This window comes from Neisseria sp. HMSC075C10 (genome assembly GCF_001815615.1).
Lineage (GTDB): Bacteria > Pseudomonadota > Gammaproteobacteria > Burkholderiales > Neisseriaceae > Neisseria > Neisseria subflava_A.
On record NZ_KV821266.1, the window covers coordinates 36,695 to 49,492 of the forward strand.

The 12,798-nt window shown below is 51.7% G+C and carries 9 protein-coding genes; 5 read left to right on the forward strand and 4 right to left on the reverse strand.

Annotated elements, in window-relative coordinates; genetic code table 11:
- Positions 1-73 precede the first annotated feature (73 nt).
- The gene (locus HMPREF3047_RS07675; RefSeq protein ID WP_070713068.1) at positions 74-784 is read right to left on the reverse strand and encodes a hypothetical protein; all 711 of its coding nucleotides are present in this window, start codon (positions 782-784) and stop codon (positions 74-76) included.
- 71 nt (positions 785-855) lie between these two features.
- A complete protein-coding gene (yjgA, locus tag HMPREF3047_RS07680; protein ID WP_070713074.1) occupies positions 856-1,389 on the reverse strand; it encodes a ribosome biogenesis factor YjgA in 534 nt (177 codons plus the stop codon).
- Positions 1,390-1,513: 124 nt separating this feature from the next.
- Between yjgA and pmbA the strand changes: the two genes are divergently transcribed.
- The 3 genes from pmbA to HMPREF3047_RS07695 all read left to right on the forward strand — a co-directional run bounded on the left by pmbA (position 1,514) and on the right by HMPREF3047_RS07695 (position 4,766).
- Positions 1,514-2,845, forward strand: a complete 1,332-nt coding sequence (gene pmbA, locus HMPREF3047_RS07685; RefSeq protein WP_070713077.1) for a metalloprotease PmbA — start codon at positions 1,514-1,516, stop codon at positions 2,843-2,845.
- Positions 2,846-2,932: 87 nt separating this feature from the next.
- On the forward strand, positions 2,933-4,102 hold the full coding sequence (locus tag HMPREF3047_RS07690) for a glycosyltransferase (protein ID WP_070713080.1): 1,170 nt from the start codon (positions 2,933-2,935) through the stop codon (positions 4,100-4,102).
- A gap of 154 nt (positions 4,103-4,256) precedes the next feature.
- Positions 4,257-4,766 carry a cold-shock protein gene (locus HMPREF3047_RS07695; RefSeq protein ID WP_036491771.1) on the forward strand — a complete coding sequence of 170 codons (510 nt, stop codon included), beginning with the start codon at positions 4,257-4,259 and terminating at the stop codon, positions 4,764-4,766.
- A 93-nt stretch (positions 4,767-4,859) separates the two neighbouring features.
- Here the strand turns inward: HMPREF3047_RS07695 and smc are convergent, their stop codons facing one another.
- The gene (smc, locus tag HMPREF3047_RS07700) at positions 4,860-8,345 is read right to left on the reverse strand and encodes a chromosome segregation protein SMC (RefSeq protein WP_070713083.1); all 3,486 of its coding nucleotides are present in this window, start codon (positions 8,343-8,345) and stop codon (positions 4,860-4,862) included.
- 362 nt (positions 8,346-8,707) lie between these two features.
- On the opposite strand from smc, the gene HMPREF3047_RS07705 reads away from it, so the two are divergent.
- Complete coding sequence (locus HMPREF3047_RS07705) at positions 8,708-10,144, forward strand: transferrin-binding protein-like solute binding protein (RefSeq protein ID WP_070713088.1); 1,437 nt, start codon at positions 8,708-8,710, stop codon at positions 10,142-10,144.
- Positions 10,145-10,203: 59 nt separating this feature from the next.
- Here HMPREF3047_RS07705 and HMPREF3047_RS07710 read toward each other — a convergent pair whose 3' ends face one another.
- Positions 10,204-10,998: a thymidylate synthase gene (locus tag HMPREF3047_RS07710; protein WP_070713092.1), complete on the reverse strand. Its 795-nt coding sequence runs from the start codon at positions 10,996-10,998 to the stop codon at positions 10,204-10,206.
- Positions 10,999-11,411: 413 nt separating this feature from the next.
- On the opposite strand from HMPREF3047_RS07710, the gene gdhA reads away from it, so the two are divergent.
- The gene (gene gdhA / locus HMPREF3047_RS07715; RefSeq protein ID WP_070713095.1) at positions 11,412-12,746 is read left to right on the forward strand and encodes an NADP-specific glutamate dehydrogenase; all 1,335 of its coding nucleotides are present in this window, start codon (positions 11,412-11,414) and stop codon (positions 12,744-12,746) included.
- Positions 12,747-12,798: the final 52 nt, after the last annotated feature.

Here is a 12,798-nt window from a genome sequence, read left to right on the forward strand (position 1 = left end):
AATATTTTTAAGCGTTTATTTTAAGGAGGAGGCCGTCTGAAACCTGCAATCCGTTTTCAGACGGCCTTGGATATTATTTGCGTGAAGCATCGATAATTTCACTGACTACGACATAGGGGACTGCTATCACTGCGCCGACTGCGTCCAAAGCCAATGTAAATGGTGTTTGCAGGATATTCTCCGTCAACTTCTGAACGTCTGTGCTTTTTTTGGTTTCCGTATAATAAATTCTGACCGGGACGGCAGTATCAAAACGGCGGTCTTCGGCAACATTTTTCGGCGTTGCGTAATAATGACCTTCGGTAGAAATACACCGCGTGTAGACAGTTTTGTCATCGAGCTCGACCGGCTTAAACGCCAGCTGTTTCAACTTGGCAATCTCGGCGGCTTTTTGAGTATCGTAACGCAGGCAGAATTTTGAACGGAAAGTTTGCGCTTCAGGGGATTTCAATTCGACCGGCAAAGCCTCATACGCATATCTTGGGTTTTGCTGAACCATTTGAAACTGTTTGTCCAATTTAACATCCAAGACCGCCTTCAACTTGGCCGAATCTTTAGGATTAACGACAAACCAATATTTTTTGCCCATCATGACCAAGCTGCCTGTTTCCAATTGCGTATTGTCTTTGGCAACCACGCCAAATGCGTGAATCTTGTCTTTGGCAACGGTTTTTTCGGTTGTGGTTTTATGGAACGGGTTGTTCCCTCCCCAAAGAAAAGCAGTACAACCATTCAGGGTTAGTACACTGATTAACAAAGCGGGTACAAAGCGGCGAAATTTCATGGTCATCCTCCTTCGGTATTACGATACAGGCCGTCTGAAAACCGCAATCCGTTTTCAGACGGCCTTAAGGTTTATTCCTCCCAATCCTGCCCTTCTTCTGAAGCATCGGATTGACCGGCCTCCATCACTGCTTTAATTTCTTGGAACAGCGCGCGGAAGTTTTTCGGCGGTTTGTTTTGCTCCTGCTCTTTTTTGGTGTTGCGGATCAAGGTGCGCAATTTACCGGCATCGGCTTGCGGAAAATTGGCCATAAATTGGGGAATCGCGCCATCGTCTGCCAACAGTCGGGTACGCGCCTGCTCGACGCGTTGCAAAAAGGCATTGTGTGCTGCATTGTCGCCGCGCAGTTTGGCCAAATAGGCTTCGATGGGTGCGGGGTCGGTATCGCGCATCAGACGGCCGATAAATTGGGCTTGGCGTTTGAGCGCGCTGTTGGACGTGATTTTTTTATAGGTGGCGATGGCCTCGAATAGCTCTTCGTCCAAGCCGATTTTTTTCAGCGTATCATTGGAGAGCTTGGTCAATTCCATACCCAAAGCCTGCAAATCATTCATTTGCTTTTTCATTTGGGTTTTGCTGACCCATTCGTCTTCTTGTTCAAACATTGTGTTTACCTGATTTTCTGAATCTGCCTATTTTATCAGTTTTCAGACGGCCTTTCCGTTCGATTTTTGCAGAGGCCGTCTGAAACGGTTAAAATGCCGCAAAACCCTGTCAGGAAACCTTTTTATGCTGTTTAACCACACACCGGACGAGCTGTTGCGCTTGTGCGGACACACGCTGGATTTGGCCAAACAATCCGGCGCCACCTCGGCCGAAGCCGATTTCAGCGAGTCGCTCGGCCAAAGCGTCAGCGTGCGCCTGGGCGAAATCGAACAAATCGAGTTCCAACAAGACAAATCTTTAGACATTACGGTCTATGTCGGCCAACGCAAAGGCCGCGCCAGCACTGCCGACTTCTCCGAACGCGCCCTGCAAGATACGGTCAAAGCCGCCATCGATATTGCGCGCTATACCGCCGAAGACGATTGCGCCGGCCTTGCCGATGCTGCCTTGATGGCAACCCATATCGGCGACCTCGACCGCTACCACGAATGGGATTTGAGTACCGAATCCGCCATTGATTTGGCCAAGCAATGCGAACAGGCCGCGCTGTCAACGGACAAACGCATTGAAAACTCCGAAGGCGCATCGGTTCATACCGGCCATTACCAATACGTTTACGGCAACACCCACGGCTTTGCCGCACACCAGCAAAGCACGCACCACAGCATTTCTTGCAGCGTGGTCGCCAGCGACGAACACGGCATGCAGCGCGACTATTGGTACGATTCTTCCTGCCGTCACGAAGACATGGACACACCCGAACTCATCGGCAAAACCGCGGCCGAACGGACTTTACGCCGTCTGAACAGCCGCAGCGTTCCGACCGGCAGCTATCCCGTACTGTTCGACACCACTGTCGCCGTCGGCTTAATCGGCCACCTTATCGGCGCACTCAGCGGCGGCGCGCTCTACCGCCAAAGCAGCTTCCTGATTGACAGCATCGGCAAACAGGTGCTGCCCGAGTTTCTCAGCCTTCGTGAAGAGCCGCATATCCTGCGCTCGTTCCGCAGCACTTATTTCGATGCTGAAGGCGTGGCCACGCAGCCGCGTTTTGTGGTGAAAGACGGCATAGTCGAAGGCTATTTCCTCAGCAGTTACAGCGCGAAAAAACTCGGTATGCAGACAACGGGCAACGCAGGTGGCGCGCACAATCTGTATCTGAACCACACCCATGCCACGCAGGCCGACCTATTGAAAGAAATGGGAACAGGTTTGCTGGTTACCGAATTGATGGGGCAAGGTGTCAACACCATTACCGGCGACTACTCGCGCGGCGCGGCCGGATTTTGGGTGGAAAACGGCGTCATTGCCTATCCGGTTCAGGAAATCACCATTGCCGGACGTTTACAGGATATGTACCGCGACATCATTGGCGTGGCAGACGACGCATTACGCCGTTCGTCCAACCAAATCGGCTCCGTCTTGGTTTCCAAAATGACGGTTGCCGGCAACTGATTGAACTAAATATACAAAAGGCCGTCTGAAAGATATCTTTTCTTTTCAGACGGCCTCGCCGTTATCTACTTCTATAAAAAACACATCATGCATATTGTCGTCATCCCCTCTTGGTACCCCTCTTCCGAAACCGACGTGGACGGAATCTTTTTCCGCCTTCAAGCCCAAGCCCTGCAACGCGAAGGCATGAAAATCGGCATGGTCGTACCCATGTTTCGCTATTTGAGAAGCCAGCCGAAAACCATCTTCTCGCGCTTCTACGGCCTGCGCCGCCATCAGCAAGGCGGACTCAACACTTACGCCTACGACAGCATGTATTTCTTCCCGCGCTGCCCGGTTGTCGACATCGACCGCATCCGCTGGGTCAACGCAGGCATGAAAGCTTTTGAAGCCTATATCGCCGACAACGGCAAACCCGACGTAATTCACGCCCATTGCGTCAACTACGCCGCCATTTTGGCCTGCGCCATCTTCAAAAAATACGGCATTCCCTATGTGATTACCGAACACAGCAGCGCCATTTCACGCGGCCTTGTCCGCAAAAACCAATGGCCGTCCATGCATGAAGCCGTGTGCCACAGCGCGGCACGGTTCGCCGTCAGCCGTGATTTCTGCCGCATTCTCGAAAAAACCTACGCCGGTACAGACTGGCAATACCTGCCCAATATGCTGGGCGGCAATTTTGAACAGGATTTCGAGTTCCCCGAAAAAAACCATCAAGACTTCACCTTCTGCAGCGTCTCCCACCTGCGCCACCTCAAAGGCCACGACCTGCTCCTGCCTGCCTTTGCCGAAGCACTCAAAACCTATCCGCAACTTAAACTCAAAATCGGCGGCGGCGGCGCAGAAGAAGGCCGTCTGAAACAACTGGCAAGCGACTTGGGCATCAACCACGCCGTTACCTTTACCGGCGCATTGACCACCGACCAAACCCTAGACCTTATGCGCCACAGCAACGCATTCGTCCTCGCCAGCCGTACCGAGACCTTCGGTGTCGTCTATATCGAAGCACTGTCGCAAGGTTTGCCCGTCATCGCCACACGCTGCGGCGGCCCCGAATCCATCGTCACATCCGACAACGGCCTGCTGGTGCCAATCGAAAACATACCGGAACTGACCAAAGCATTGCTCACCCTATACGAAAACCATGCACACTACGATCCCGTCCGCTTGCGCCAAGATTGCCTGCAACAATTCGGCAGCCGTGCCATTGCGCAACACCTGATCGACACCTTCCAAAAAGTGCTTAATAAATAGGCATAAACCATGCAGGCCGTCTGAAATCCTTCAGACGGCCCGCCTTCTTCCAACAAGCCAAATCTAGTGTAAAATTAAGACAATAACTAAACTTTTTGATTTAAAATCAGTCAAAAGAAAAACTGTTACCTATAATAATATCCCCACATACATTATGCGCTATTACGGAACGATTACTCGCTGGAACAGCAAGCGCGGCTTCGGCGCCGCTACCATAGAAGACACAGGCCAAGAAATCTTTCTTGCCCTTGCTGCCTTCACCACCCTTACCCGCCTACCGGCCGAAGGGCAACACATCTCCTTCAACATCACAGAAGGCCGGCGCGGCCGCAAAGAAGCCGAAAACGTCTGCTTCGCCCTCGATTGCGCCGACTGCTTTGACGTTCTCGTCCCTCCCCCCGAAAAACCCCTAGCCGGCAAACAGGCCATCGTCGGCTTGATCGCCGTGATCTTCGTCTGCAGCATTTTCGCCGCCTTGTGGTACGGCCTCCACTTTTCCGACAACACACCCAAAGAGCCGGCCGTCAAAAAACAAGAAACCATGGTTCACGAAGTAGCCGCCAAAATCGAAGCCGAACGCAAAGCATGGCGCGATGCCGTCAACCGTAGCAACCAACGTTCGGGGCAGCCTCAACGCGCCAAAGATAATACGTCGAAACAATAACGCTTTATCCAATACAAAAAGGCCGTCTAAAAAAATGGGAAGATGAAATGATAGATTTCTTCCTCATTCTTTCAGACGGCCTTTATTCTTACCTCAATTCGGTTCAGCCATTTCCAACGCCTGCTTGATGTCTACGGCAACGACGCGTGATACGCCTTTTTCCTGCATGGTTACGCCGACAAGCTGCTCTGCCATTTCCATGGTCAAGCGGTTGTGGGAGATGTAGAGGAACTGGGTTTGCGCCGACATTTCTTTGACCAGGTTGCAGAAACGCGAGGTGTTGGCGTCGTCCAGCGGGGCGTCGACTTCGTCCAGAAGGCAGAAAGGGGCGGGGTTAAGGCTGAACAGGGCGAACACGAGGCTCATGGCGGTGAGGGCTTTTTCGCCGCCGGAGAGGAGGTGGATGGTGCTGTTTTTCTTGCCGGGCGGGCGCGCCATGATGGACACGCCGGCGGTCAGGATGTCGTCGCCTATCATTTTGAGGGTGGCTTCGCCGCCGCCGAACAGGGTCGGGAAGAAGGTTTGGACTTTGCCGTTGACGGCGTCGAAGGTTTCTTTGAAACGCTCTTTGGTTTTGTCGTCGATTTGGGCGATGGCTTCTTCCAAAAGAGTGATAGCGGCCTGTACGTCTTCGCTCTGGCTGCGGTAGTAGCCGTCGCGTTCGCGCGCTTCTTCGAGTTCTTGCAGGGCGGCGAGGTTGACGGCGCCGAGGGCTTCGATTTGCTGGGTGAGGCTGCCGATGCTGCTGTTCAATACTTTCGGTGATTCTTTTGCCAACGCTTCGAGCGCGTCCAAATCGGCGGCGCGTTCGGTCAGGTTTTGATGGTAGCGTTTAGCATTGATCAGGGCTTCCTGCTGCTGCAACAGGGCGGTTTGGGTGGCGGCCTGAAGCTGCGGCAGCTTGGTTTGCAGGGTTTGTACGCGGGCGTATTGCTCCCTGCCCTGCTCCTGAATCTGCGCGAGTCTTTCCTGCGCGGCGATGTATTCTTCGTCCAGCGAGTGTACGGCTTCGGTCAACTCGTCGAGCTTGATGTGCTGCTCGTCGTTTTGAAACTCGGTTTCATAGGCAAGGGCAAGCTCTTGCTGGCGTTCCTGCCAGTCTAGGGTTTGCTGTTCGAGCCGGGCGATTTGCTGCTGGTAGTTTTGTTTTTGCTGGTTGAGCTTGTGGACGGCAACTTCAGTCAGCCCGTATTGGCGGTTGGCTTCCAACAGGGCAAGCTGCGCCTGTTTCAGACGGCCTTGCTGCTCTTGGCGGCTGTGCGCGGTGGTTTGCTGCTGGTGTTCGAGTTCGGCGGCGGCTTCCTGCAAAGTAGCGATGTCGTCTGAAAGCCCGTCGGACGTGTGTTGCAACACGGTCTGTTCTTCCGCCAACTGCGCCAGTTCGCGCTCGATGTGTTCGCGGCGGATTTGCCCTTGGTTGGTGCGCGCCAGAAGTTCGGCGGCGCGTTGCTGCGCTTGGCTGTATTGGCGCGTGTGCTGCTGTTGCTGCTGCATCAGGTTTTTGTGCTGCACTTCGGACGAACGCACGGCAGCCTCCGCCTGTTTGAACGCGGCTTCGGCGGCGGAAAGTTCGGGGGCGAGGTTTTCCAGTTCGGACGCGATGCCGTCGAGACGCGCTTTTTGGGCAATCAGGCTTTCCTGCGCGGGTTTGGCATAGAGCAGGACGCTGACTTTATCGACCTGATGGCCTTCGGGCGTGAGCCAGATTTGGTGTGCGCCCAAATCGTTTTGATGCGCGAGGGCGTAGCTCAAATCAGGCGCGCACAATACGCCGTCGAGCCAGTGGTGCAATGCCGTCTGAAACGGCGGCTGCGCTTGGATTTGGTTCAGCAATGCCTGTACGGGCAGGGATTTTTTGATGCCGCCGGAGAGGTCGTCTGAAAGCCATGCCGCCTGCCCCTGCGGCAACGGCGCGGGCGGAACGAAACCGTGCGGCACGGCGCGGGCATGCAGGCGTTCGGCAAGGATGACGGACAAGGCGTGTTGCCACTCGGCGGGCGCGGTGATGTGTTGCCACAGTTGCGGCGCGGCGGTGTGGTCGGTTGCCTGCCAGAAGTCGGCGGCTTCCTGCTGTTGCGACAGGATTTGCGACAACGCCTGTTGCTGTGCCTGCAAAGTGATGTGTTGCTGCTTCAGGCTTTGGAAACAGTTTGAGGCCGTCTGAAACGCCTCGCGGGCGGCGTGTAGGGCTTCTTCGGCGGCAATGATTTGTTCTTCGTAATGCTCTTGCCGGCTTTGCAACAAGGCGGCGGCTTCCTGCGCGGCGGTGGTTTCGGCTTCGTCGGGCAGGTTCAGGGCTTGGTTTTCCTGTTTCAGACGGCCTTTGCGCTCTTCATGCTTGGCAACGGTTTGTTCGGCATGGGCAAGCTGCTGCTGCTTCAACGCTAACTCGCGGCGGATGCGGTTCACCTCGTCCTGCTGGGTTTGGAAGGCGGCGTTGAGCGTGGCTTGGGCTTCTTCCAATTCGGGCAGACGCTCTTCATGTTCGGCAACCTGCATCGCCCACTCCGCCAGCTCGGTTTGCTTTTCTTCGGCCTGCAACTCGTTTTCTTCCAGCTTCACGCGGATTTGCTGCTGCTCTTGATGGATGCGTTGCAACTGCGCCTGCGCCGCCTGCTTGTCGCGTTCGATGCGTTGGTGCAGGTTTTGTTGGTGGCGGATTTGTTCTTCCAAACGGGCAATCTGCTCGCGCAACACGCCGCGTTTGTTGCTCAATTCGTGTACCGCCTGTTGCTGCGATTGTTCGGCGGTCTGCAAGGCATGTACTTCGTCGTTTAACGCCTGAACTTGCGCGGCGGTTTCATCCTGCTGCGCCTGTAAAGACTGATGTTGTGCAGTTGCCTTATCGGCGGCGGCAAGCGATTGCTGCCATTGGGCGTAATCGAGCAAATCCTGTTGTTGGTTCAACTGCGCGGTCAGGGATTTGTAGCGTTCGGCAGTTTCAGCCTGTTTTTCCAGCTTTTCCACCTGACGCGCCAACTCGTTCTGCAAATCGCCCAAACGCTGCAAATGCTCGCGCGTATCTTTCAGACGGCCTTCCGTCTCCTTGCGGCGTTCCTTATATTTGGACACGCCCGCCGCCTCTTCGATATAGGCGCGCAACTCCTCCGGCCGCGCTTCGATGATGCGTGAAATCATCCCCTGCTCGATAACGGCATAACCGCGCGCGCCCACGCCCGTACCCAAAAACAAATCGGTAATGTCGCGGCGGCGCACGGTCTGATTATTGATGAAATAAGTTGATTCGCCCTGACGCGTCAGCTGCCGCTTGATGCTCACCTCGGCATACTGCCCCCACGCCCCCTGCAAACTGTGGTCGCTGTTGTCAAACACCAGCTCCACCGAAGCCCTCGGCGCAGGACGGCGCGTCGCCGCACCGTTAAAAATCACGTCCTGCATACTCTCGCCGCGAAGCTGCTTCGCCGAAGCCTCGCCCAACACCCAGCGCACCGCGTCAATCACATTCGACTTGCCGCAGCCGTTCGGCCCGATAACCGCAACAAGCTGCCCCGGCACATGAATCGTGGTCGGGTCGGTAAAAGATTTGAAGCCGGAGAGTTTGATGTGGGTCAGGCGCATGGCAATGTTTCGAATCGGAAAAGAAGGCGTATTTTAACGGAAATACGCTGATCCGTTGAGAGAAAAGCATCCATAAAGTCCGACTGCTTTTTTATCTTCAAAAGGCCGTCTGAAAAGTTTGTTAAAAAGAAACAGACCAGCTATCGAACTCACTAAAATATTCAAAATAAATCCATATAAAACAATTAACTAAAAAAATATCTACCCGACCACCTTCCATTTGATTAATTTTTGTACAGAAATGCAAACAAACTGTTTATTTTTTTATGATTTATGGTTATTATCGGGCATTAAAGGTTTAAAAATCAGATAAACGATCTCTCCGACCTTTTCATCAAGCGAATAACTATACAGGGAATCTCATGTCAAACATCCAAACCAAACTTAAAACCATCGTTTTTACAGCCATCAGCGCAGCCATCTTGTCCGCATGCGGTGGTGGCGGAGGCGGCGGTTCATCTGCTTTAAGCACCGGCGCAACTCCTACCACTAATACCGGCAACTCTGCTAGCAACAATGGCAATCCTGCCAACAACAGCAATGCCAACACTCCGAAAGCGCCGTCTACTACGCTCACCAACAGCGCCGACAACCTCGCCAAACTGACCGATGAAGCTCCAATCGATCCGGCCAACGTTAGCCAGCCTTTGCACACACATTTCATCTCCTCCAAAGGTGCACAGCAATCCAACCCCAACGTACAAATCCGCAAAGATGCCGCAGGCAAAATGTTCCAAACGGACAATCAAGACCGCAACCAAAATGGCCTGATCAGTTCTATTGACTTTAACAGCAATGATGAAGTCAAAATGGACGGCGTTGTATTGTTTAACAAAACCAGCAATGGCAGCGCAACCCAACCTACATGGACAAGCTACGCTTCTGTTATTGCCAAAGTATATTCAAAAGGAAATACTGAAACAGATATCAGCGAACAAACGGGCAAAGAGAAAAATACTGAATTTGCATACGGCAAATCAACTTTGGATGACAAAATTGCTGAAGATTATAAAAAATTAAAGGTTGAAGAAGAAAAGCTTGAAAAAGAAGAAAATCCAGAAGCAGGTCCAGTTAACAATAAAAAAGTAACGGAGATCAAAGCAAAGATTGAAGAATTAAAGACTTCACACGCTAAAAATCTTGAAAATCGAGCTAAACTAGCAGAAATTAATGAGAATGTTAGCAATAATCTAGCCTATTTCCGTCCAGACCAAGATGGCTTGGTATTCGACAAACAATTCGACGGTGTCTATGTCATCAATTTTGGCGATGGCACAGAAATTGTGTTGCATGATCCTTCTGCGGCCGGCTGGACATATCAAACCTTCGCGCATTACACCGACCCTAAAGGACATGTATACCAAGGCTACCAAAGCCTGGGCGATGAAACTGTCTTCACTACCCTGCCTGCTAAAGGTACAGCCACCTACAAAGGTATTTCCACTGCCTATGTGGTTAACGACAAGAACAATCGTCAGTTGACTTCCAATGTCATGGCTATCGTTGATTTCGGCCTCAAAGGTGTCCGTTTTGAAACGTCAAACTCACACTTCCATACTTTGGAAAATGGTAAGCGTTTATCCCAAGCAGATAAAAACTACGATTTCAAAGGTACGGCAAGCTGGAAAGACGGCAACCTCTTCTCCGGCAAAGTCAGCACGGCCGATGACAAGTTAAGTGGCAACCTGAACGGCAAATTCTACGGTCCCAATGCTGCAGAAATTGGCGGCACTTACGGCTTGAAAAACAAAGATGCAACCGAACATTTAATCGGTGGCTATGGCGCGAAACGTCAATAAACCTGCCTAAACAAAAGGCCGTCTGAACTTTCAGACGGCCTTTTGTTTTTTAGCTTGGATTACACCGACACGGCGGCTTTGATGTGCGGATGCGGTTCATAGCCTTCCAGCTCGAAGTCTTCAAATTTGAAGGCAAACAAGTCTTTAACTTCAGGATTGATTTTCATGGTCGGCAGGCTTCGGAAATCGCGGCTTAATTGCAGTCGGGCCTGCTCGATATGGTTGCTGTACAAATGGGCATCGCCAAACGTATGGATAAACTCACCGGCTTCCAGTCCGCACACTTGTGCCATCATCATGGTCAACAATGCGTAGCTGGCGATGTTGAACGGTACCCCAAGGAAGATATCGGCGCTGCGTTGGTAAAGCTGGCAGGACAGTTTGCCGTTGGCAACGTAAAACTGAAACAGCGCGTGGCAAGGCGGCAAGGCCATTTCGTCGACCAAAGCGGGATTCCATGCGGACACAATCAGGCGGCGCGAGTCGGGATTTTTCTTGATTTGTTCCACCACATTGGCAATTTGGTCGATATGGCGGCCGTCGGGTGCGGGCCAGCTGCGCCATTGGTAGCCGTAAACCGGGCCTAAATCGCCGTTTTCGTCCGCCCATTCGTCCCAAATGGAAACGTTGTTGTCTTTCAGGTATTTGATGTTGGTATCGCCTTTGAGAAACCAAAGCAGCTCATGAATAATCGAACGCAGATGCAGTTTTTTGGTGGTCAACAGCGGAAAGCCTTCACTCAAATCAAAACGCATTTGGTAACCGAACACGGAACGCGTGCCGGTGCCGGTACGGTCGGATTTGTCGATACCATTGTCGAGAACATGGCGCATAAGGTCGTGATAGGCTTTCATGTGTTTCCTTAATGTATGTATTGTGGGAATTTCGTGTGTATTGTACCGAATTTTCAGACGGCCCGCCTCTCTGTCTTCAATGGGGCAATCTTCCCCATATTCGCGTAATACACTCATTAACAATGTTGACAATTTAGCGCTAATTTACACAAATTTTGAGCTGAATTAAATTTTTACAAAAAATTTTTCAACATTTTCTAGTTTAATTACTTAGCACTTTATTTTTATTTAAATCTATTTAATGAAATATTTTTATATATTTTTAATTAAATTTAAAATATAATTCCATTTTTACAAATTGGTAAAAAAATAATGTCAACAATCTAGGTAAAATTTTTCTTGGCAAGTAAAATTTTTACAGCTATATTTCAAAACATAAATATTGAAATATATCACTCAATAGGAGTAGAAAAATGACCGACCTGAACACCCTGTTTACCAATCTCAAACAACGCAACCCCAACCAAGAACCCTTCCATCAAGCTGTTGAAGAAGTGTTCATGAGTTTGGATCCGTTTTTGGCGAAAAACCCGAAATACACCCAACAAAGCCTGCTTGAGCGTATTGTTGAACCGGAGCGCGTGATTATGTTCCGCGTCACTTGGATGGATGACAAAGGCCAAGTCCAAGTCAACCGCGGCTACCGCATTCAAATGAGTTCCACCATTGGCCCTTACAAAGGCGGCTTGCGCTTCCACCCTACCGTCGATTTGGGCGTGTTGAAATTCCTCGCCTTTGAACAAGTGTTCAAAAATGCGCTGACCACCCTGCCTATGGGCGGCGGCAAAGGCGGTTCCGACTTTGATCCTAAAGGCAAATCAGATGCCGAAGTAATGCGTTTCTGCCAAGCCTTTATGACCGAACTCTACCGCCACATCGGTGCCGATACCGACGTTCCTGCCGGCGACATCGGCGTAGGCGGCCGCGAAATCGGCTATCTGTTCGGCCAATACAAAAAAATCCGCAACGAATTTGCTTCCGTCCTGACCGGCAAAGGCCTCGAATGGGGCGGCAGCCTGATTCGCCCTGAAGCCACCGGCTACGGTTGCGTGTATTTTGCCCAAGCCATGTTGGAAACCCGCAACGACAGCATCGAAGGCAAACGCGTGTTGATTTCTGGCTCCGGCAACGTAGCGCAATACGCAGCCGAAAAAGCCATCCAACTGGGTGCAAAAGTATTGACCGTTTCCGACTCCAACGGTTTTGTCCTTTTCCCTGACAGCGGTATGACCGAAGCGCAACTGGCCGCTTTGATCGAGCTGAAAGAAGTACGCCGCGAACGCGTCGCCACTTACGCCAAAGAACAAGGCCTGCAATACTTTGAAAACCAAAAACCGTGGAACATCGCAGCCGAAGTCGCCCTGCCTTGCGCCACTCAAAACGAATTGGACGCAGATGCCGCCAAAATCCTGCTGGCAAACGGTTGCTATGTGGTTGCAGAAGGTGCGAACATGCCGTCAACTTTGGGCGCGGTCGAACAATTTATCAAAGCCGGTATCCTCTACGCTCCAGGCAAAGCCTCCAACGCCGGCGGCGTAGCGACTTCAGGTTTAGAAATGAGTCAAAATGCCATCCGCCTGTCTTGGACACGCGAAGAAGTGGACAGCCGCCTGTTTGACATCATGCACAACATCCACGAATCCTGCCTGAAATACGGCAAAGTCGGCGACAAAGTGAACTACGTCAATGGTGCGAACATTGCCGGTTTCGTCAAAGTTGCCGATGCCATGTTGGCGCAAGGTTTCTAAAAGCTGCATCAACGCAAATCATAAGGCCGTCTGAAATCTTTCAGACGGCCTT

Bases quoted from the DNA above. Each gene is read 5' to 3' on its own strand.
- yjgA (WP_070713074.1), bottom strand. From the start codon at position 1,389: ATGTTTGAACAAGAAGACGAATGGGTCAGCAAAACCCAAATGAAAAAG.
- HMPREF3047_RS07675 (WP_070713068.1), bottom strand. From the start codon at position 784: ATGAAATTTCGCCGCTTTGTACCCGCTTTGTTAATCAGTGTACTAACC.
- gdhA (WP_070713095.1), top strand. From the start codon at position 11,412: ATGACCGACCTGAACACCCTGTTTACCAATCTCAAACAACGCAACCCC.
- HMPREF3047_RS07705 (WP_070713088.1), top strand. From the start codon at position 8,708: ATGTCAAACATCCAAACCAAACTTAAAACCATCGTTTTTACAGCCATC.
- HMPREF3047_RS07690 (WP_070713080.1), top strand. From the start codon at position 2,933: ATGCATATTGTCGTCATCCCCTCTTGGTACCCCTCTTCCGAAACCGAC.
- HMPREF3047_RS07710 (WP_070713092.1), bottom strand. From the start codon at position 10,998: ATGAAAGCCTATCACGACCTTATGCGCCATGTTCTCGACAATGGTATC.
- smc (WP_070713083.1), bottom strand. From the start codon at position 8,345: ATGCGCCTGACCCACATCAAACTCTCCGGCTTCAAATCTTTTACCGAC.
- pmbA (WP_070713077.1), top strand. From the start codon at position 1,514: ATGCTGTTTAACCACACACCGGACGAGCTGTTGCGCTTGTGCGGACAC.
- HMPREF3047_RS07695 (WP_036491771.1), top strand. From the start codon at position 4,257: ATGCGCTATTACGGAACGATTACTCGCTGGAACAGCAAGCGCGGCTTC.